At 60.2% G+C, this 20,238-nt stretch carries 25 protein-coding genes; 4 read left to right on the top strand and 21 right to left on the bottom strand.

The window, feature by feature from the left end:
- Positions 1–20 precede the first annotated feature (20 nt).
- The 10 genes from HHUB_RS15040 to HHUB_RS15000 all read right to left on the bottom strand — a co-directional run bounded on the left by HHUB_RS15040 (position 21) and on the right by HHUB_RS15000 (position 7,261).
- Positions 21–962, bottom strand: coding sequence for a M78 family metallopeptidase domain-containing protein (locus tag HHUB_RS15040; RefSeq protein WP_059058948.1), 942 nt, complete (start codon positions 960–962; stop codon positions 21–23).
- A 303-nt stretch (positions 963–1,265) separates the two neighbouring features.
- Entirely contained in the window at positions 1,266–1,613 is a 348-nt protein-coding gene (locus HHUB_RS15035; protein WP_059058946.1) for a hypothetical protein, read from the bottom strand.
- A gap of 141 nt (positions 1,614–1,754) precedes the next feature.
- The gene (locus HHUB_RS16895) at positions 1,755–2,972 is read right to left on the bottom strand and encodes a homing endonuclease associated repeat-containing protein (protein ID WP_143416477.1); all 1,218 of its coding nucleotides are present in this window, start codon (positions 2,970–2,972) and stop codon (positions 1,755–1,757) included.
- A gap of 186 nt (positions 2,973–3,158) precedes the next feature.
- Positions 3,159–3,380 carry a hypothetical protein gene (locus HHUB_RS15025; protein WP_059059096.1) on the bottom strand — a complete coding sequence of 74 codons (222 nt, stop codon included), beginning with the start codon at positions 3,378–3,380 and terminating at the stop codon, positions 3,159–3,161.
- 139 nt (positions 3,381–3,519) lie between these two features.
- Positions 3,520–3,831 (bottom strand): hypothetical protein, encoded by a 312-nt coding sequence (locus tag HHUB_RS15020; RefSeq protein WP_059058942.1) that lies wholly within the window; start codon positions 3,829–3,831, stop codon positions 3,520–3,522.
- Positions 3,832–3,928: 97 nt separating this feature from the next.
- Positions 3,929–5,089, bottom strand: coding sequence for a hypothetical protein (locus HHUB_RS15015; RefSeq protein WP_082687302.1), 1,161 nt, complete (start codon positions 5,087–5,089; stop codon positions 3,929–3,931).
- Between the two features lie 171 nt (positions 5,090–5,260).
- Positions 5,261–5,812 carry a hypothetical protein gene (locus tag HHUB_RS15010; protein ID WP_179204625.1) on the bottom strand — a complete coding sequence of 184 codons (552 nt, stop codon included), beginning with the start codon at positions 5,810–5,812 and terminating at the stop codon, positions 5,261–5,263.
- On the bottom strand, positions 5,800–6,465 hold the full coding sequence (locus tag HHUB_RS15005; RefSeq protein WP_082687301.1) for a hypothetical protein: 666 nt from the start codon (positions 6,463–6,465) through the stop codon (positions 5,800–5,802). Before HHUB_RS15005 ends, HHUB_RS15010 begins: the two co-directional genes overlap by 13 nt.
- Positions 6,462–6,593, bottom strand: a complete 132-nt coding sequence (locus HHUB_RS17555; protein ID WP_008458061.1) for a hypothetical protein — start codon at positions 6,591–6,593, stop codon at positions 6,462–6,464. Before HHUB_RS17555 ends, HHUB_RS15005 begins: the two co-directional genes overlap by 4 nt.
- Positions 6,593–7,261 (bottom strand): DUF6166 domain-containing protein, encoded by a 669-nt coding sequence (locus tag HHUB_RS15000; protein WP_238324116.1) that lies wholly within the window; start codon positions 7,259–7,261, stop codon positions 6,593–6,595. The genes HHUB_RS17555 and HHUB_RS15000 overlap by 1 nt, the downstream gene beginning before the upstream one ends.
- 135 nt (positions 7,262–7,396) lie before the next feature.
- Between HHUB_RS15000 and HHUB_RS14995 the strand changes: the two genes are divergently transcribed.
- On the top strand, positions 7,397–8,761 hold the full coding sequence (locus HHUB_RS14995; RefSeq protein WP_059058936.1) for a restriction endonuclease: 1,365 nt from the start codon (positions 7,397–7,399) through the stop codon (positions 8,759–8,761).
- A gap of 13 nt (positions 8,762–8,774) precedes the next feature.
- On the opposite strand, the gene HHUB_RS14990 is transcribed toward HHUB_RS14995, so the two are convergent.
- On the bottom strand, positions 8,775–9,347 hold the full coding sequence (locus HHUB_RS14990; RefSeq protein ID WP_059058934.1) for a hypothetical protein: 573 nt from the start codon (positions 9,345–9,347) through the stop codon (positions 8,775–8,777).
- A 207-nt stretch (positions 9,348–9,554) separates the two neighbouring features.
- Here HHUB_RS14990 and HHUB_RS14985 point away from each other — a divergent pair, with 207 nt between their 5' ends.
- Positions 9,555–10,418 (top strand): hypothetical protein, encoded by an 864-nt coding sequence (locus tag HHUB_RS14985; RefSeq protein ID WP_238324114.1) that lies wholly within the window; start codon positions 9,555–9,557, stop codon positions 10,416–10,418.
- A 22-nt stretch (positions 10,419–10,440) separates the two neighbouring features.
- Here HHUB_RS14985 and HHUB_RS14980 read toward each other — a convergent pair whose 3' ends face one another.
- The 7 genes from HHUB_RS14980 to HHUB_RS14960 form a co-directional block, all read right to left on the bottom strand.
- Complete coding sequence (locus tag HHUB_RS14980) at positions 10,441–10,836, bottom strand: DUF7567 family protein (protein ID WP_059058930.1); 396 nt, start codon at positions 10,834–10,836, stop codon at positions 10,441–10,443.
- Between the two features lie 132 nt (positions 10,837–10,968).
- Positions 10,969–12,246: an RNA-guided endonuclease InsQ/TnpB family protein gene (locus tag HHUB_RS14975; protein ID WP_059058927.1), complete on the bottom strand. Its 1,278-nt coding sequence runs from the start codon at positions 12,244–12,246 to the stop codon at positions 10,969–10,971.
- The gene (locus HHUB_RS16305) at positions 12,243–12,398 is read right to left on the bottom strand and encodes a DUF2080 family transposase-associated protein (protein WP_004048587.1); all 156 of its coding nucleotides are present in this window, start codon (positions 12,396–12,398) and stop codon (positions 12,243–12,245) included. The genes HHUB_RS14975 and HHUB_RS16305 overlap by 4 nt, the downstream gene beginning before the upstream one ends.
- 133 nt (positions 12,399–12,531) lie before the next feature.
- Positions 12,532–12,900: a DUF7568 family protein gene (locus tag HHUB_RS16300; RefSeq protein WP_082687300.1), complete on the bottom strand. Its 369-nt coding sequence runs from the start codon at positions 12,898–12,900 to the stop codon at positions 12,532–12,534.
- A 3-nt stretch (positions 12,901–12,903) separates the two neighbouring features.
- Complete coding sequence (locus HHUB_RS14970) at positions 12,904–13,395, bottom strand: hypothetical protein (RefSeq protein WP_059059090.1); 492 nt, start codon at positions 13,393–13,395, stop codon at positions 12,904–12,906.
- Positions 13,396–13,499: 104 nt separating this feature from the next.
- Positions 13,500–13,916 (bottom strand): hypothetical protein, encoded by a 417-nt coding sequence (locus HHUB_RS14965; RefSeq protein ID WP_059058925.1) that lies wholly within the window; start codon positions 13,914–13,916, stop codon positions 13,500–13,502.
- Between the two features lie 73 nt (positions 13,917–13,989).
- Positions 13,990–14,652, bottom strand: a complete 663-nt coding sequence (locus HHUB_RS14960; protein ID WP_059058923.1) for a DUF6735 family protein — start codon at positions 14,650–14,652, stop codon at positions 13,990–13,992.
- Positions 14,653–15,003: 351 nt separating this feature from the next.
- On the opposite strand from HHUB_RS14960, the gene HHUB_RS16295 reads away from it, so the two are divergent.
- Entirely contained in the window at positions 15,004–15,579 is a 576-nt protein-coding gene (locus tag HHUB_RS16295) for an ArsR/SmtB family transcription factor (protein WP_082687299.1), read from the top strand.
- 869 nt (positions 15,580–16,448) lie between these two features.
- On the opposite strand, the gene HHUB_RS14950 is transcribed toward HHUB_RS16295, so the two are convergent.
- The 3 genes from HHUB_RS14950 to HHUB_RS14945 form a co-directional block, all read right to left on the bottom strand.
- Positions 16,449–18,257 carry a zinc ribbon domain-containing protein gene (locus tag HHUB_RS14950; protein WP_059058919.1) on the bottom strand — a complete coding sequence of 603 codons (1,809 nt, stop codon included), beginning with the start codon at positions 18,255–18,257 and terminating at the stop codon, positions 16,449–16,451.
- Between the two features lie 94 nt (positions 18,258–18,351).
- A complete protein-coding gene (locus tag HHUB_RS17605; RefSeq protein WP_082687298.1) occupies positions 18,352–18,540 on the bottom strand; it encodes a hypothetical protein in 189 nt (62 codons plus the stop codon).
- A gap of 112 nt (positions 18,541–18,652) precedes the next feature.
- Positions 18,653–19,549 (bottom strand): biosurfactant protein 1, encoded by an 897-nt coding sequence (locus tag HHUB_RS14945; RefSeq protein ID WP_059058917.1) that lies wholly within the window; start codon positions 19,547–19,549, stop codon positions 18,653–18,655.
- Between the two features lie 136 nt (positions 19,550–19,685).
- Here HHUB_RS14945 and HHUB_RS14940 point away from each other — a divergent pair, with 136 nt between their 5' ends.
- Positions 19,686–20,237 carry a DUF7342 family protein gene (locus HHUB_RS14940; RefSeq protein WP_059058915.1) on the top strand — a complete coding sequence of 184 codons (552 nt, stop codon included), beginning with the start codon at positions 19,686–19,688 and terminating at the stop codon, positions 20,235–20,237.
- Position 20,238: the final 1 nt, after the last annotated feature.

Genomic DNA, 20,238 nt, shown 5'->3' with positions numbered 1-20,238 from the left:
TTTGACTACTATTTCTGGTCCTAATGGTGTGATAAGTTGTCTCCGAGCGCGTCGATAATCTCTTCTGCTGTCCGACTAATCCGTCCGAGCCGCTCGCGAACGATCTCGGGATCGTCCGACTCCCACGCAGCGAGGTAGAACGCTGACCCGCTCGTGTCGAGCCCGCAGTAGCGCCCGACGACGTACGCGACGGCTTCGGCCTCGACTTCGCGTTTCGCCCGCTCGGTGTCGTCGTCGACATCGAAGTGGAGCAGGGCGTGTGCGTACTCGTGAATCAGCGTCCGCGCAAGGTCGGCCTCGTTCTCCCGATCACGCACCTCGACGAGCGGCTGAACGTCGACGAGACTCAGCTGCTCGCAGATGCCCTTCGCCTCGCCGTGGGTCCACTCCTCGGCTGGAACGATTCGCACCGTCACGCCGAGGTCGTCAGCGGCGACAGTCAACTGTTCGACGAGGTCGCCGGCGTCCCCGGTCGCTTCCGTGTCCAGATCGGGAAGCGGATCGCCTTCGGTCTGGGAGACGTCGAACACCGGCGCGGGCTTGAACCCGACCAAGCCCTCGGACCACTCTTCAGGCGGCGTCTCGTCGTACCCACAGTCGCTCTCTTCGTGGTAGCTCGGCGAATTCTCGCACTCCGGGCACTGCGTGGTGATGATCGGCGCCCAGATCCAGATGGCCGACTCACCCTCCGTGACGTGGCGGTCGAACTCCTCCTGCCACGTCCGGTAGCCCGCCACCCGGCTCGCCTCGGAACACTGCCGCTTGATGAGGAGCGTGTTCCGGTAGGAGTAGTCGTGGAAACGACTCTGGACGTCGAGCCACTCCTGGAACTCTTCGCTGGCCTGCGCGTCGTCGACGCCGGCGACGAGGTCGTCGATCCACTGTTCGATGGTACTGTTCATCTCGTCTGAACGCGTGTCGGTCTGGTCGAAGGAGACCGACGAGTCTCTGGTCGTGGACATCGTGTTCACCGAATCGAGTTCACGGCGACTGCGTCTGTTCAGATCGCGCCGCACCCCTCAGAGGCGCAGCAGAAACAGCTCCCTGTGTATATTGTTTAAGTAGGGGTGGGAGTTAGAGGATAGTGTTAACAACCGAGGAAACCACATTTCGCTCGGATGGGGATACTGACTACACTCCGCAAAGCCGTCGAGGGGAAGTCGTCGACGGTGTGGGAGTGCCGGCACTGTGGAGAGACACTCACAGAGGATGCTGATGAGTGTCCAACTTGCGGTGCCGAAGATGTCGCGTGCTACGAAATCTGATTAGCGAAGCGTTGATCGCTCCTCAGCGAAGCCGACCGTGACGAGATACTCGAGAAACTCGTCGAACCGCTCGACGTCGCTAGGCGTGTCGGTCGCAAGGTGACGCGCCCACTCGATGGCCCACTGGAAGGCGGGATCCGTGCCGCCCTTGCCGTGAATGTACCACCACCGGGCCGCTTTCAGCACGACCAGCGGATTCGTCGGCGGCTGCTCACCGGCGAGCCCACGGGTAATGGACTCGATTTCGTCGGGGACGTCGGCGGAATCGACCTCCGCTGATTGCGTGTTGTCGATATCGACCGGGATCTCGTCGATCGAGACGTTGTCAGGACGCTGTTGTTGACTCACTGGAAGTCACCTCTGAGAGCTTTCGAAGGAGCCCTCGCCCTCTCGGGGGGCACGAAAAACAGGTCGCGAAATCACGCCGGCGGCAGGTGGACGCTCTGCTCGCCGGCAGATATCTTTGTGCTGAACGTAAGACTTCGCTTGTTAGTCAACTACTGGTTGGACTGGCAGCCGTTCGAGGCGGCGATGGCACGGGATACAGAGAGTCAGCAGGTTACTCGGTACATCTGCATCATCGACCGACTGGTCTGGGTCGTTGTAGAACCGGCGTCGAGGAATCCGGTGGTGAACAGGGAGATCACGTCCGAACTTCTCGCGGTGAGCTTCGCGGCCCATACCGCAGCGCAGACAGGACTCGTTGTCACGGGTGATGATCTCCTCACGAATCTGTGGCCAGTTCGAGCCAAACGGAACTGTCTCAGTATCTGACTGACGGTAGTTTTCTAGATAGTCCGGGTCGGCCGCTTGAAGGGCCGTTCGCCAAGTTCCGAATTCACGCTGATACGGATCGATGGTGAACTTTCCGTGTTCGTTCATTTCCGTCGTTGTCGGTGGGTGGCCCAGATCATCCGCGACTGCCCGCAGTTCGGCTAATAACTCCTCCCGTGAGATTCGCCACCGCTCATTCGGCTCGAAGCCGGCAGCTCGGAGAGCTTCATTCCATGAACCGAATCGCTCCTGATAGACTGCTCCACTCCATTTCCCTTGGTTCCGCATCTCATCCTTCCGAGGGACATGGCCTAGCTCTTCGGCGAGACTGTTGAGTTCGGATATTAGATCCTCTTCGCTCACATTCCACACGGAGTGGACTTCCAACCCAGCCTGTCGAAGAGCACGATTCCAGGTTCCAAACGCTCGCTTGTACGAATCCGAGGTGTAGGGGCCACTCCGGTCCATCTCATCTACCGTGGGCGGTCGACCCAGTTTCTCAGCGAACTCTTGTAAGGCAGAAATGAGTGCCTCCTCGGAGAGGTTCATTTCGACGTTCGGTTCAAAACCGGCCGCCTGTAGTGCTGCATTCCACCCTGCAAATCGCTTGCAGTATGTCTTCACCGAATACTTTCCGTGATTACTGTATTCTCGCTCTGACGGAGTTCCCCCTACGATGTCGGCAACCGATTTGAGATCAGTAAGGAGGTCCTCTTCGGGCGTTGATGGTCGTCCGTTTGGATCGTTCGTTCCGGTTTGAAGTCCGGCAGCCTCGAGTGCGTTATTCCACGACCCGAACCGATTCCCGTACGTCTTCGAAGCATGAGGTCCTGAATCGTCCATCTCACTCTGCGATGGGGGACGACCGAGTTCTTCAGCGAATTTCTGGAGCCGATTGAGGAGTTCATCGTCTGAGTACAGCTTCTTGCCCATGATCTCTGAGGGGGTTGAGTCACTCAGTTTGGATCTGGCTCAGTATTTGAATGTCCGCTCTGGTGTCTGTGATCCTTCATCGATGTTGGTTGCCCCGCACCCATTCAGGGGCCCGAAAAACCGAGACTCAGGCAGTTAACCAACAATAAGGAAACCCACGCGGAATGTGTTGGTTAAGAACAGAACTTACTCTTCGCCCTCACGTAGCTCTTCAGCCTTCCACTTGAGCCGGCGCAGAATCTGCGTTCGATTCTGGTGGGCGTTCTCGTAGGCAACGCACTCCTGGAGGGTTTCCATATCCGGAATCGTCTCGATCCCTGCCTTGATCAGGCGCGTGTTCGGTGCTTCAAGTCGTTTTTCAGGCGGAAATTCGTCTGACGCCTCTGAGTCGTCTGTAGAAGTACCCATAACGGATGCCTCCACCTATCGAGGGCACGAGCAACAGCAGAGAATTGAAGCAGTAGATCTTGGGAAGGTGCATCCACTGCGAATGAGACCATCAAAATAGAGGCCTTCACGACAGGATTCGCGCTGTCTCGAAGCCCAATCAGGCTTCCGAGGATTCGAGCAAAACGAGGTTCTGAACAGGGTATGGGTTATTCTCGCCGGCGAACTCGTCCTCAGGGACGTAATGCCAGAGTTGACCGTCTACCTGGTAGAGAAACGACTCGCCGCCTTCTGCTTCAACTCGTACCCGCTTCCCGACATTATCGTCTTCTTCCCAGCCGATCACGGTCAACGGCTCAACGGGCCATTCAAAGAATTTGACCGAGTCACCACGCTCCAACTCTTCAAAAGTCTCTATATCCCCCTGCTGTGGCTCTCGCGCGTCGAGAGTCGGATTATGCTCAATAGACATGGTCTCTGGGTACGCCCCTACTCACTTAATACTGTCAGCAGTAGATTCCAGCCGCTAGAACGGAAGCACGCCTGGCGAATTTTCTCTCCGACTGCTCTTAGCCCATCGCCTCTTGGAACCGCTCACGCAGCGCGTCCTCTCGCTCTTCGAACTGATCGACTTTCTCCTGCAGGTCGTCGCTGACGCGCTCGATGCTCGCCAGCGCTCGTTCGCCGGCCAGCGAGGCCTGTGACCCATCGTCCCCGTCCGCCTCTAGCTGCTGCTCGTAGGCCTGCTCGACGCGCTCGACCGTGCCTTCCGGATTGAACAGGATGTCGTTGGCGATGCGGACGTACTGATCGAGGGATGCCCCTTCCTTCCCCTGGAAGAAGTGGGTGAGGGCGTACGTCGCGCCGGAATGCAGCGTCCACATATCGATCTCGAAGGGGGACGCCGCATTGGCTTCTGCATCGCCGGCGGCACGCTCGGCCAGGTAGTCCGGGAACCCCAGCAGAGTGTAGAACTCCGTGACGGTGAACGGGAGTTCGGAGAAGTCGAGTTCGATGTCCTGGGCGTCCCGGATGAACTCGAAGAGGTCATCGGCGACGAGTTCGACCTGTGCGAGGAGTTCCTCCCACCAGGTCCGGAAGTTCCGGACGTCGCCGACGTGTTTGATAACCTCCTTGTCGGTGAGCGAGCGCATCGTGTTCGAGCAGTAGCCGTCCTGGGCGAACCCCTCCACGTAGACGGCGTGCTCGCCGAAGAAGTCGTAGCCAGACGTGACGCCCATCGTGATCGGGTCCGACCGGCCAGGAAGGCGCACCTCGAGACCATTGAACATAATGTCCATGTGGACCTCGCCGCCTCCCCGGTAGCGCCGAATCTCGCCGAACATCACCTCGCCCAGCGGGGTCCCGTCGATGGTCTCCTCGCGGAGGACCTCCTCCAGCGGGCCGTAGACGTCGACCGGGTTGATGATCGAGTACGAGTCGGTCGGAATATGGAACAAGGAATCCGTTTCGGCTTCCTCCTCACGGGCCTGCTCTCGAGCGCGACTCGGCTCGACGAGCGCGTTGAACCGCTCCGTCTCGACCCACTCGTCGGTGTAGGGATTCTGGTACGCCACGGTCGTCTCGACGGCCTGCGGAAGATCACGGACCGCCTCGGGGAAGGTCACGGGGTCTGCATTCCCGTGACGCTCTCGGTACCACTCGGGTAGTTCGGTGTCGGTACGTCCATCGACGCCAGCGAAGATGGTTCTGGACTCTGGATCTTTCATCTCAGTCACCTCACTTCAGGAATCCTCGTCGACGTGCGACTGCATCGTCTCGCGCCCTGCGCCCCTCTCCCGGGCGCAAAAACAACACCACGTTAACCAACACCCGTCTCTGAACGGCGAGGAGTGTTGGTTAATCCAGGTCCAGTCCGCGGCTCGGATCAGATGTCGGAACTACTCAGATTCGTCTCTCCGTACCCGGACCTGCCCAGGATTTGGAATCCAGGGGTGTGCTTCCCAGCAATGCCGAGCGTGACTATGCGGTGAGTCGAACTCTCTACTACAGGATCCACACTCGTAGGTGGCATCGGGCCAAGGTTCGCTGACGAACATCGCTGTCACCGTCGTCTCCACCGGCTCGGGGGCCTCGCTCCGCGTAACGTACCTGTAGCCGAGAACCGTCCGTTGCCCCATCGCTGTTCGGGCGACCTCGGTTGGCTTGTCCTCGGGGAGATACACCCAGCGAACGAAGTCGTCGACCGATTTCTTGGCTGAGGGCTGGAGGATGAGCCATCGCTCGTGGTCATCTCGGAACAGGTAGCGTTCGGTCCCCCTATTTTGGAGGTATATTGGGTCACCCCTGCCGGGGACGAGCTGCAGTCCGAGCGACGGCGATACCGGTTTCAACAGCTGGTTGACGACCGATGGGCCGTCATCTGTCTGGCTGTCCGAATCTGTCTCCGCTACGAATTCATCGAGACTGGCATTCGTGGTCACGGGGACCATCTCCCGAGTGAGGCCTGTTCCCGGTCGGACTCTGCTGGGACTTCGCAGAGAAACCGCCACTTTGGCTGCTCTCGGATCTGCTTATCGGGGCGATTTCCCGCTTGGCCGGGGTCCGTTTTACCGGCACAGTGCCAGCCCTTGTCTCTGAGCGCTTTGATCATCGAGCCGTCGAAGTCGGCTCGCACGAACGTCAGCAGGAGCCGAACGCCTCGTCGCCGACCGTGCCGACGCACGAACCGTTCCATCGACCGGGCGAGGGCGGCAGAGGCGAGATTGGGGAAATCGACGCCGATGCAAATCCGTGCTGCCTCGACGATTTCGTCACCCTCGAATCGCGTTCCGTCGTACTCCAGCGAGCGAATCAGCGGATAGCGCCACGTAATCGCACCTAGTAGCTGGTCCTGGTAACAGAGTCCGTGATGGACGAGATTCGTCCGGGGGACATCGTCCATATAGGAGTGATGTGCTTCGTAGATCGCGCCGGCGACGTGGCGCGGGATCGCTTCGATATGGACGCGCTCTGCGAACCGCAAACCGAGCGGCGCCGTGACCGGCTGCCCCTCCCGATGGATGGGACACGAGCACTCCTCGGGGGTAGGCGTATACTGGAAGCCGGTACTCCGTATTTGGTCTAGAGAGTGAGTTTCGGTCACGAGTCGGTGTCGTCGGTGCGCTCCTGTCGGTCGTTGTATCGCTCCAGTTCACGCCCGATTTTCTCGAGCGCCTCGACACCTCGTTCGAGGAGCTGGTGGGTGGCTCGCGCCAGTCGAAGCGTCTCCATCAGTGCTCCCCCTCCGGGGGTTCGATGAGGTCGTTGCTCTTTTCGGCGAGTTCCCGGATTACCTGTTCCACGTCGGCCTCCTCAACAACCGTCCGATGCGCGAGCGGGGCAGGATATGCACGGTCGCCCTGGCTGCAGAGCACGACCAGCCACTCGTCGCTTCCATCCCCGAGTACGATGTAGTGGTCGCGATCAGCGCGCTGGAACACTCTTCGATCAGGGCGAGAGACGGCTCGCCAGTTCTCGGGGAGCGTCGGTGACGGCCGTCCTCCGTCGGCGAGGGCGACGACGTCGTCGGTAAGGGTCGCCATCGCGGCGTCGATCTCCTCGCCGGGGAGGTGCCAGCACGCCGCGGCACCGTCGCACTCCAGCTGTGAGACCACCTGATTCCGGAACGCGATGTAGTGCTCACGGGCGAACTGCTCATCGTCGTAGTAGTCGAGGAGGAGCGCGCACGCGAGCTGGGCGGGCCCGCTACCACTATACCCCCACTCGAACCCGCTTGGACTGTGGTTGACGAGGTCCAGACTGCGCTCGAGGGAGAGTCGCCGATGCTCCGAGAGGTTCAGGACGACGGCTTGGCCGTCGACGCGGAAGCCGACGTATTCGACTGCGTCTCGGTGAGCCTGACCTGGCGATGCGACTGGAACCGATTCCGAACTGGCCATAGGTACATTCCCGTTCATCGTTGCTCGCGGGCGGTTCGGTGACCCCCGCACCCCTCTCAGGGGTTCAACAAACAGGACGGCGTAGCGTTCGGCAACGTATTTGGCAGTTGCAACGTACTGTCCACATAATTGAGGATGGCTGTACTGGACAATCTCTCGGGGTTCGAGTTCGAGGACGTGATGGAGGACGTGTTCCGCAACCTCGGCTACGAGAACGTCCGCCAGGCCGACCGCACGGCTGACGAGGGTCGCGACGTCATCATGGAGGAGGTCGTCGACGGCACGCGGCGCGCGATCATCGTCGAGTGCAAGCACACGGGGACGGTCGGGCGGCCGGTCGTCCAGAAGCTCCACTCCGCCATCGCAACATTCGACTTCGACGGCCCGAAACGCGGAATGGTCGTCACAACCGGCCGGTTTACGAACCCTGCTCAGGAGTACGCCGACCGCCTCCAGCAGAACGACGACCCACATCCAATCGAGCTGCTCGATGGCGAGGACCTCCGGGAGATCGCCGACGAGATCGGCCTCGACCTCTACAACGGTCGCATCGAGATTCTCTGCGACGAGACGCTCCGCCCGTACGACCCTGCCGCCGACGTCGACGCGCCCGTCATCGAGGCGTTCCGTGACATCGAGAACATCGAAGCCGCCGATCTCCCAGAACCGCATTCGGCGGTGACGTTCCGCCCGGTGGTCGCGGTCACCGCGGACACGAACGCCGTCTTCGAGACGTCGGTGGGAGTCATCCACCGGATCAACGACCGGACGCGATTCGTTGCCCACGCCGAACGCGGGCAGCCGCAGGTCGTCGACGAGGACGTCGCGACGCTGGTCACCGAGAACCTCCACGCGACGGTCGATCTCGACGCCGAGCAGTTCGGAGAAGTATTCGACGACGTCGAGGAGCGCCGGTTCGGCCAGACCCAAACGGAGTACAAGGAATGGGCCGTCGAGCGGCTCCAGCAACACCACACGACGACGGTGACCTACACCGGCGACAACAACGTCACGTACGACAAGACCTGCGAGCCGAACCGCTCGGACATCTCCGTCCAATCGATCGAACCAGTGTACCTCCCCGAGGTTCGGCACACGACCGACCTCCAGGAGTACACCTACCCCTATGAGTACTACGCGGCAGGCCCGTCACGGGTAACAGCCGAGGACGGCATCCACCGCTGCGTCCATTGTGACACGAGCGGCATTGATGAGACGTACACGTTCTGTCCGAACTGCGGGGCAATCGCCTGCTCCAGCCACATCAAAACGGAGCGGCTGGAAGGCGAGCCGGTCTGTACGGGCTGTGCGGTGACGGAACGGTTCGCGCTGAAGACGAAGTACTTCTACGACGAGGAGAACCTCGAAGCGTTCCGCGAGGAGTACGCCGCGATGCCGCTTCCCGAGAAGGCGATAGAGAACAAGTGGCTGGCCGGGGGAAGCGTTGTCGCGACGCTGCTGGTCGTCGTCGGCCTACTCGTCATCGGCGGCATCATCTGAGCGGGCTAAGCGTTCACGCCGGCTCAGCGACCAGCTCTTCGAGCGCGTGCTCAAGCGGGCCGTGGAACTGCCAGCTGGCCCGCTCGAAGGCTTCCTCGGTCGGACCATCCCACCGGGGGAACGCGGAATGACCACTCACCTTGACGGTCCACTCGGAGGGGTCGTCGAACGGGTTCCGGGTCGGGAGTTCAACGACGTAGAGGTACTCTTCGTCGCCGTGGATGCCGTCGGCCGGATTCTCGACCCCGTGTCCGAGCAGAAACATCGGCTGGTCGAGGTGCTCCATATTGTCCGGCTCGAGGAGATCCGAGGGTTGGTCAGCGTGGATGCTCCGATCACGCCCTTCGTCCACGTAGAGGGTCATCGTCGAGAGCGTGTCGAGGAACAGGAACTGGGCAGCTGCGTACGCAGGCCCGCGCTCTGTTCGTGTCTCGTCGAGCAGTTCCTTCAGCTGGACAAGGTCACGGAGGACGCTGTCGGGATAGCCGTCCGAGTGGCGGTAGATTTGTGCGATGCGGTCGGTATCGGACTGTTCGCCTGCGGTCTCGCTCCGTTGGATGAATCGGAGTTGACTTCGTGTCGACATCGATCACCGCCGGCGCGTGTGCGCCGGCACCCATCGCCGGCGCAGAAACAACCTCTCCTGAATCGAGTGGGGTCTCTGGGATCTCGACGAATGGCTGAAACTGAGAAACTTAAACCCGGTTAAAAACGGATTCCGGAATTCGCAAGATGGCAGTCGGGTGGGGTCCTTGCTCGGAAACTGATGCTCTTCCAGCCCAAAGGTATGCGTATGTCATCTGAGTCTGAGAGGGGCTCACCGCTCCCCGATCCGGATGAGATTGCCAGGCGGGCCGAACGACAGCGTAGTCTGTACGAGGAGGCCGCCGAGAATCCAGACCGGGTGGTGCCAGCGATGTTCATCGAGGACTGCGCCCGGTGCGAAACGCTCGCCGATAAGCGGCGTCGTGAGGGCTTCTATAAACACTTCTATCGGACACTCCCTGACCGAGAGACGGCGAAGCTGTCCAGCGACGATCTCCCCGAGGAGATTCAGTCTGCTGCGCCCGTCCATCGTGCAATCGATGATACGACTCTCGAGGACGAGAGCGCCGACGTGGCTTCCGTCTCGGAGCTGTGGGAGCAGATCGGCACTGGTGAGCACCCGGGAAAGCTGTGTCAAGCTCCGCTGGTCCACTACATCGACCGTGAGGACTGCTATATCCACGCAGAACCAACGCGAGTCGGCTTCAGCTATGGTCTCCCCGTGTTCGTGTACAAACGCCGGCAATCGGACAACCACTACGGAGTCTTCTTCTCCAGTGAGAAGGCGTATCTGTGGCTCTGTGGGTGGATTCTGCACGCCAACGGATTCTTCGACCCGAAAGAGTTCATCCCATCACTCTACTTCTTGAAGGCCACGGACCCATCCACAGTTGCTCCTGAGCTGGTGTCCAAAACAGAAGATCTCGTGTTTCGTAACGGATTCCCCGGCGTAGACGCGCCCGAAATCACAGACCTGCCGGACGGGGTCAATCTGTACCAATTCCCGTACAGCAAGGACACGTATGCGGATCAGTTTGCTCGATGGCGCCGTCTCTACTTCGACGAGCGAACCCCTCGTGGATGCGGGTCCTGCGACGTGTGTCGGGCGTAAATTCACCGCCCTAACGCGTGCTCTACGCCAGGTGCGACACCTCTGATGGTTCTTCGATGTCGTCGAACTCGCCGCGCTCGACAGGTTCCCAGTCCTCACCCGGCTCTGGACTCCACCAGTCGACCTTATAGGCGCCCGGTGCACCGAGGATCTTCACGCGCGCCGACCCATCAGGCAGGTCGCGGCGCAGTTTCTCGTCGACGTGGAGGTTCCAGGTCGTGGTAGAATCGAAGCAGGCGAGCACGGCCTCCTCGTAGCCGCGCGTCTCTCGGGATTCCTGGAGTTCGACCTGGGTGTTGCAGTTCTTGCAGAACACCCCCTCGAAGGGGATGTGAGTGAAGACCTCCTGCCCGCAGACGGGGCACCAGAGGAACTCGAACAGTGCCTCGCTGTGTCGGTCAAGTTCTTCGAGGCTCATTGGTTGACTCACCCGGTCGTACCGGGCTACCACCTCGTGCCCGGCCGAAAAACAGCGGCCAGCGGGGATCCACCCGCTCACCGTTCGGCGCCGTGAACTGTCTCGAGAACGGTCCTCGAGACTTCCCGTGGATTAGTCGGACACTCCCGCGACGCCATCGGTCTGATAGCCTCGAACGGCGTCGTGGGTCACGGTCGGGGCGTCCACGGCCCCCGATGCCTGCCGTCGCACCGTCCGCACAGTGGGAAGGCTGTTGAGAGCAGGCACAGTCCACTCTTGATGCTCTTCGATACCTTTCACGGCGATATTCACGCTTGCACTCCGGTCGGCGTGGTCTTGATGCGAACAGGACTGGCACTTGAACCGCTTCTTGTGACGGTTCGATCGTTCCGTATGACCGCACATCGGACAGCATTGGCTCGTGTATTCGGGATTGATCCAAGCCGTCGGAATACCCGCGAATGCTGCCTTGTAGGACGTGTAGTGCTGAAGCGCGCGGAACGGGAGGCGGTGCAAGCGTCGGTTCATCCGGCATCCGTAGTCGAGGCCATCGCGCATCTCTTTGAGGTCTTCAAAGACGATGCACGGCTTCTCGAACTGCTGGCTCCACTCGACGATATGACGGCTCACTTTGTGGAGTCGGTCGCGGACAAACCGTTCCTCACGTCCTTCCAACGTGTCGTGGATGCTGTCCTTCCCCGCGTTCTGCACGCGCTTCCGCATCGTGAAATAGCGGTGGCGCTTGAACTTGATGTCCGGAAATTCGATAACGACTGTGTCCTCGACACTGCCCTTGGAGAGTGCAGTCAGCGCCACATTGTCCTCGTTGACATCCACGCCAACGACTGTCCGTGAATTTTCCTTGTCTCGAACGGTCCCCTCGGAGCTAGTTACGTTGACGTGCAGCTCGGCGTTGCCGTTTCGGAACAGGGCTTCCGCCGTCCCAATCGTCCATGCATCGCTTTCGAGGGCGGTCTTGAGAATGTCGAGATGAGCGTCGTCACCATCGAGGACGCCCTTGACGTGCTTGTAGGGCTTCGCGCTGATCCGGAACGCCACGTCGCCGTCGTCGGTGAGTGACAGGTTGTACCCCTCCTCGTAGTTCGCCCGGAGCGGGTACGTTCCGTCTTTGGTGTGGCTGGGTTTGTTGTAGTCGTCATACTCGTAGTAGTTCTCCATCGCACCGAGTGCTTTGGCGACGACGCGCTGTATCGTGTTTTTCACGAGGCTGGCGTCCTCGGCCACGCGGTCGGGAATGACGTTCCAATCCACACCTTCCTTGGCGAGTCGGATAGATTGGTTGTATACCGACCTCGCTTCGAGGGTGGCGTCGTACAGCAGGCTCTCATTATCGCTCTGGATGTCGAGCTGGAAGTCCAGCGTCTTGATGAGAGCCTGTGAATCAGTCATTCTTCGTCTTGTTCGGTTGGTTCTGAGGTACGGACGACTTTCACGTTAGCCCCACGCCAGCGTTTGGGGACGGTGACGTGGGCGCTGTTCCCGAACTCCTTGACTTGGCCGTCGAGAACTTCCTCGCCGTCGATTTGAAACCGATTCGCCATATCGGTGTATATCCTTTGGATATACTTAATTCGATCGGTGGCTGATCCTCCATATAAGCGAGAAGCGAACGAACCACGCATACCTGTTCCTTAGCGGAACGTACGGCCTTCACTCTCGGAGTCAAGCCCTGAGTCACGGCGTACTCCGTCCGTAGACGATGCGTGAGGGGGCTTCGTACCCACAGTCGGGGCAGTCATACCACCGCTGGACGTTCGCCCCGTCTGCTGCCTTCTCGCCGACGCGAACGTCGTTGTTCGGACATTCCGGACAGCTGAGGTCCGGCGTGGGCCGCTCCCGGAGTTTGTCACGGAACGACGTCGCATCCTTCGTCTCATATCCCCGCGACCAGACGGGGTAGCCGTCGACGAGGATTGCCCCACGCCATTTGTATCGGTAGGAATCCGGGGCTCGATGCAGGACGGCTCGCGCCCCGGTCTCGGTGTTCCGATACGCAAGCGTCGGCGAGCGGCTCTCGCGTCGCCAGTTGGTGATGGGAGGCATTATTCAGAAGTGGACGTCAGCGGGTACGATCCAGAGCTCTTCACTCGCCTCGAGGAGTCGATCCAGCTGTCCACGGTGGCGAATGCCGGTTCCGTGTTCGGTATACAGGAAGATCGTCGGGCCGTCGTACGCACCGACCTTGTGGAAGGCGTGCCGGGCGAGGTCCTCGTCGCGCATGATCTCCTCGTCGGAGAGCTCGTCGATGGCCTCCTTCACCCGATCGAGATTACGCTCGAACTCTTCCTTCGTCGCCTCCCAGCCACGCTCGAGGAGATCCTGGCCGTCATCAGAATCGACGGGGGCTGCAGTCGGGAGCTCACCCCATCGCGCCTTCCCCGCAACTGACGTGTCCTCCTCATCGAACGTGACGTAGTAGTCGAAGACGGCGCCGGCGTGTGGGTCCGCGCCGACCAGGCGGTCGAACACCGACTTTCCGGTGGCCAGCGCGTCGTCGTGCGTCGATGCCTCTACGAGTGCGTATATCACCATATGCATCTCGAACACCTCGAAACGCCGACGCACCGGGGGTCGTTGCTCGCTCCAGCTGCGCCGGCACCCATCGCCGGCGCTCGAAAAACTCTCCTCGTGACGGCGGATTCTCAGGCCTCGTCCGCTCGTTCGACAGTGATAGTCAGGTCGCCCGATTCGTAGTCTGCCTCGAAGTCGACCGCGAACGCATCCGCCTCGTAGGCGGCGTGGTAGGCGCGGTGGCGTTCGAGCGAGCCAGTCGCCTTGAAGTGGAAGAATGCGGCCGCCGTGTAGGGCTTGCTCTGGGTTTCGACCTGCGACTCGACGGATGCGGGGAGCGCGATTTGGGGCGTCTCCGTGTCGATACTCGCAGCGAACTCCTTCGCTTCCTCGACTGTCGCTCGCGAATGTGCCGGTGTCTCGCCGGTGAGCACGTTCACCGGGGTTTCTGTCTCGTCGGTGAACAGGACGCCTTCGAAGGTGTGTGTTCCGAGGATCGCTTCGGGATCCAACTCGCAGTCGTGAAACGGGTCGTCCTCTGAGGTCATCGAATCACGAGCCTACGGCGGGGCTCACCCATTCCGACCCTGAAAAACAGCAGTTGCCACGAAGCAGATCGACCTAGGAGTGGTTCAGACTCGCCTTCTCGAAGGGTGACTCTCCGGTCGGAATGAGCAGCTCCTGTCGGTCTCCAACTCGCTCGGCCAGCTTCCGTTTCAGGTACTGTCTCGCCGTCGACGGCGTGAAGACGCCCTTGTCGAGCATATCGCCGACGACGTCTTTGAGGGCCGCGAACTGGCCCTGCAGGTGGCCGTCGCCGACCGGCTCGCCGTCGTACCAGCGCACCGTCGCGAGCGCGCCGTTCCCGACTGTTTCTCCCTGTTCGACCGTCTCCGAGTCGTACTGGAGCCCGAACCACAGCGTCCGATAGGCGGTCACCTCGAACGTCGTCGACACCACGAAGAACGCCTCGTGGTGGAGGTAGTCGAGATGGTCCGCGACGATCTCGTCGAAGGTGAGCCCGGTGGCACGGGGCTTCGGCTCGACGACCGTCGACGGCCGATCCTCGCCAGCGAGGTAACCGTCGACGGCTTCTGCCTCGAGGCCATCGGCCAGTTCCGTCAGCAGCTGTTTCGCCCACTTGGAGTCAGTGTCGTCGCCACCGAACGGCGTCTCAGCCGAGATTCGGTGCTTGAGCTTCAGGTTCGCTGCGCCCCAGTGGCTGTAGTGGAGCGTGTACTGTCCGCCTGTGCGTTCGTACGCAACGAGTGCGCGGTGTCCCATCGAGCAATCACCTCACGGGGCGACTGCGACTGGATCGCCCCGCACCCCTCCCGGGGGACGAACAACGCTACTCGTCGATCGGGTCGTGAGTTTGATCGTTGCGGGCGGTTGCGCGCAGTAGTGGTGTCTGAGTCATCTGTGACCGATTTGATTCCTGTTAACCGTGGCCTGCTAATCACATCAGAACATACAGTGACACTGCGGACTATGCACGAATTACCACACGAGGGTACTGAGTCGGATTTTGGAACCCAACTGAAGATATATCGCGGAAATTCAGGCTACTAAAAGAACGATTGAACTGGTCATTATGATTATCCGAACCTAGGTAGTACAGACGCACAGCCCACAATGAGCCGAATCTTTTCTTTTTCCACACGTGAAAATCCAGCAGAAGAGCAACTGATTGAGATCGGTGATGATGCCGCCGATCCAGTGTGCGAGGCATTAGCATCTGATACCGCACGTGACGTTACCGCCGCCATCTATCAGGAACCACGAACCGCCTCGGAACTCGCTGATGACGTTGACACCTCACTCCAGAACGTGCAATACCATCTTGGGAAACTGGAGACGGCAGGAATAATTATGGACGTCGGAACTGCGCACGCAGAGTCGGGCAATCAGATGACGCTCTACGGCCCTACGCATGACCCACTGATACTTGTGGCGCAGTCCTCCGAGACGAAGCCGATGTCGAGCGAGCAGCTAAAGGACGTACTGGGTGTCGTCGGCATCATCGGCGTATTGAGTCTCCTCGCCCAGTGGATCGTCACACGCATCCGGGCGACGACTGTCGAAGTAACCTTTACTGGACCCGGTCCGGAGATGAACCAGCCGGACCCCCTTTGGGGGCTCCCGGCTGGTCTCGTCGTATTCGCAGTCGGACTGATTCTAGTTGCTGGCTGGGCCTGGTATCGAACCTAAGCTGGCCACTCCACTTCTCGCTTGGGTGGTTCTCAAACTGCCGCTCAAAGAGCCATTTGTCCGGGCAAGACCATTATCCAGTAGACCAACCACTACTCACATATGCGACCTCGACTCCAAACGTTCGCCCTCGTAACACTCGTCCTTCTATCGGGCTGTATTGGCTCCGTGGCCTCCCCGACGTCACCACCAGCACAGACACCCCACACTACGTCAGAAAACACCGTCCAACCGCTAGAGTCTGCGTCGTTCTGGCTGTCCGGAACAGCTGCCCGCGTTGAAGCCGACACGGTGTATGTTGAACAGGGCAACGACACCGTTGTTCCGGTCACAATAACGAACCACACGGACGTACAGCGGTGTTACAAGGCAACCGTGCTGAACGAATCAACGCTCGCCTGCTTTGGTCAGTTCGATATGAGTGCTTTGCAGAATCATCAGGGGGAGGAGGTATGTCTGTTAGCCGACGTAGAGAACCGTTCGATTCACGCGGAACAAGTGTACTTCAATGCGGTCTGTGGCGGCCCACAACTCCCTTCAGAGTCATCGTCGATCGCCCGAGAACGGTAGACATCCAGGTTCGATATTAAACACACGCTGTAGCATCTACCGATTCTGGGGGTAAAGAGGGGCTATGAGTAGGAAATAACGCCAGTCGCATAGGCTGACGAATGCGTACCCGCCGCGATCGGCGTACCGCTTCACGAACAGGGGAGGAGACGTTTTGTGGACCCCGTTGCCTGGATATCGAGTTCTTTGTCAGCCTCGATGTGGTAGCGAGTTCTCGTAAGAACTCGTGGTTCATGATCCCACCCTCGTAATCCCGGAACTCCACAAGTATCGTTCACCTCAAAGTCATCGTAGCCGTTCTAATTTTCGGCAGGATTTGGAAGCATCTCATGGGAATCGGTCGTGCTGGCGAGCAAGCACTGCCTCGTAATGCTCCCGCTGGGACACCGCAGTCCCGTCTTCCTGCTCTGATTTTGTTGCAGTCCTCCCTCTGCCCGGCTTCGTATCGTACTGAGGGACGAAGAACGGTACTCGGACAATCGGGTCTGACGGCCACTCGCCGGATCCTGTTCACTGCTGGCCGCGGACTGAACGCCAGGCACCGACACGGGTTCTGGTTCCTCCGTGCCGGCATCAGAACGGACACGCTCGCAGGTGCGGCGTGATGGAAAGCTGGCGTGATTTCCCCGCGCCGTGTAGACACAGGGATTCGCCGTTTCCATCCGACTCCCAGAGAGGTGTTTTCGTCCGACGTTGACCGCGCCGACCACATCTCGGTCGCACTCATACTCACAGCTGGGACAGTAGAAGTGGCCGCCGTTGCGTAACTCGGTGTGATCGGTCGGGGACTTCACGGTCTTGCCGCGTTCGCCACATCGCGGACAGTAGCGTGATGTCCCCCAGGGATTCACCGTCTCGACGTCGAGCCCGAGGAGGTCACCCTTGTACCGAAGCAGCTCAAGTAACTTCCCATGGGCCCACGTCGAGATGCTCCATGCCGTGACACCACCCGTCTCTTCGGCCTCAAACTGCCCTAGCGACTCGAGGACGATCGTCTCGCACTCGTGAACGGCCGCGAGCCACACCAGCTGATTTGCTACATCGTGCTGGATCTGGTCGCGGAGACGTCGCTCCTTCCGTCGCGTCCGGCGATATTCGTTGAGGAGGTGAGCGAACTGCTCGGTATGGCTCTTGCCCTGTTGGCGGAGTTCGGCAAGGCGGCTGTCTATGCCCTCGGCGTCGGCTTTCACTCGAAACAGTTTGTCCTTCGCGTGGTGGTCGACGAAGTTGGGTGGCGCGATCTGGGATTCCTCCTTCCTGTCTTCAGACCCTTCCAGCACAACCGCAGTCGCCTGCTTTTTCACGCCGAGGTCCACAGCGAGAACACGGTCGGAAGTGGTGTCAACGGGGGTCTCGGGAATATCCACTGGCACGTCCAGCGTATAGCCGTGTTCGGAGGAATGCAGTGTCGGCGCTTTCAGCTCCCCTGCCTCAAGCATCTCGTTGAACCGTTGGTGGGCTGGGAACCGTATTTCGTGCTCTATCCAGTCGGAATACGAGTTGGGCGATAGCGAATCCGGCGCCTTCAGCGTCACCATGACGTCTCCGTCCGTGACTTGGACATCGTGGACGTCTCCACGGCTGTCCGGGCCGAAGGGAACCGTGTCGTCGGGCTGGGGACAGTCGACGAGGTCCGTGTATGCTTCAGGAAATCGGCCATGCCGGTCGTAATGATTGTTTAGCTGCTCGACGACGGTTTCGATATTGCTCCACTGAATGTACGGTGAGTCGCCACTATCGAATAGGCGGCTTCGAAGCTGCTGCCATCCAACCCGCCTGATTTTGCGTTCCTCGACAGTGTCGATGATGAATCGGAAGGCACGGTACTTCTCACGATGAGCTTTTAGAATCCGAGTAACACGATGGTAGATACATCGCTTGAATCGGTTGTAGAGGTATGCGTCTGTGTCCTCGAACGGCTCGTACTCGTCGTCTCGGACGTAGGTGTGGTCGTTGCTATCGCGGGACTGAATCGCTTCGAGGTGCCTGTCTCGCCAGTATTCCTCCTTGAGCAATCGACGGAGATGGCGTTGCCCGAGCTCTAGGATTCGGGAACAGGCGGCGTGATACTCTCGGGGAATATGGAATTGTTCAGTGAGGTGGGTCATTTGTTGGCCTCGTGGTTCTCTCCCCCGCACCCCTTCTGGGGGGCAATAAACAGCCTCAGGAGCGAGACATCCGGATTCATCGTTATACCGCCGCTCAGGACTCGATCTGTGTTCCGGCGTCCCCGCTGTGTTCCGGCTGGGAGAGCAGACTCACGTCTTGCAGGAGAGCTCTCGCTGCCTCGATCCGCTCCTGATCTGCGTCGTCGAGTCCGGCCGTCTCGATGCGTTTGAGATTGGTGAGTGAGCGATGCAGTCGATATCCGGGTGTGTTGCGTGGATCCATGTGAAGCGCCTCGCCGATTCACGGCGCAGAGAAACCTCTCCGGCTGCGGGTAGCTGTCGGACGGGGCCTGCTCGTTAACCAACATTGGTGTGTTTCTGTGTCGCTATGTTGGTTAAGACGAGTCATAACCCGCTTTGCTGGGTCCGTAGCGAGCCGAGCCACACACCCGACACTCCCAGATCGGTTGCCCCGTCCACGCTTCATCCGGGACCGACTCGTGGGTCTTGAACTGATGGTCGGTCGCCCCTCCACAGGTTTGACAGTCGAGTTCCTGCGTCGTCGGTACCGACGACTCTTGCCGATCAGCCCCAGCTTCGCCAGTAGATTCGGTCAGCGCCATCGCTGGAACCAGCCACACCGCGTCGACGGCGTCGTCGAGGACCGCGTCGAGACGCGACGCGCCGCGGATGCCGTCCCCACGCAGGTCGTAGAGGCGCGTCGGGGCCTGCTCCGGACGCTCCGACGCTTCTTGGCCGTGCCACCCAGTCCGGTCATGGGCGGCACTGAGAAGCCGCTCACCCTCCGCTGACGACACCTGTACCGCGTCGGGAAGTGAGGGCCATTGCTCGACCAGATGGCGCGCTGGCGCCTCGTCGAGGTCGTAGATGAGCGTGTAGTCGTCGACGGCCGGCTCCGCCTCATTGGCGGTGAGGAGGTTCGCCGCGGCGCCGCCCTTCGCCACGGCGCCGTAGAACGTGGTCGACTCGACGACCAGGTGGACGATGCCGAGGAACGTCGTCGACGCTGTCTCGTTCGTGCTAGTGGCGTCACCATCGAGATGGTTGGTGAGACAGAACCGGCATTTCGTCTGGCCGTCTGGGACTGACGCCCCACACGACTGGCACTCGCCATCGGTTACCGTCGGCGCATCGGGGTAGCCACCAGAGCTCGTCGCGACGCGTTGCCGCCGGGGGTCACCTTCACACCCCTCGTCCAGCCTCGTGTCCGGAATGTGGGACGCCTCGCCGGTCGGCCGCAGTTCCTCAAAGTCGGAATATCGGTTGTACATCGGTTGGCTCATAGCTTCTGCCGTTATCGCATTTCAACGTCCGGACGCCCTCGCTCACAACATCCTCTTGATTATGCGAGAGAGTACAAACATATATGGGTATAGGGTGCGAACACTGTCGTAAGAGGTGCCAAGCATGCCCGAATCTTCGCGAGATGGGGTCCAGTCGTGGACTGAGTCGATGAGCGCCCGCGACCGCATTCGGGCGGTCGCCGAGACGCTTCGCGAACCGCGGACGGTCAACTGGATTAGCGAACAGGCCGACGCTGCCTGGAGTACGACCAACGAGGAACTCCAGGATCTCGTCGACCAGGGGCAGCTGCGTCGCGTCGAGGCCGGCGATACGACACGTTACCAGCCTGACTACACGCGTCTGCTCTTCGAGGAGATCCGTACGCTCATCAAGGAAAACACGCGCGAGGAGCTGCGGAGCGAATTGGCCGCGATCACCGAGGAGATCGAGGAGTGGCAGGCAACCTACGACGTTGAGACGTGGGAGGAGCTCGAACAGTCGCTCGCTGACAGCGACCTCGCAAGTGCGGAGCTGCGCGAGCGTCGCGACGTCATTGCGTTCTGGCGTGAGAACAAGGAGGATCGCCGCCTCATCAAGCACGCACTAGAACTCTACTCTGACGTCGAAGCCGCCCGCGAACAGATGGCCGACATGGCCGACCGCGCCACGAGCTAAT

Source organism: Halobacterium hubeiense (genome assembly GCF_001488575.1).
GTDB classification, from domain to species: Archaea; Halobacteriota; Halobacteria; order Halobacteriales; family Halobacteriaceae; genus Halobacterium; species Halobacterium hubeiense.
The sequence above is the reverse complement of the archived record's forward strand: the minus strand, read 5'-3'. Positions and strand labels throughout refer to the sequence as shown.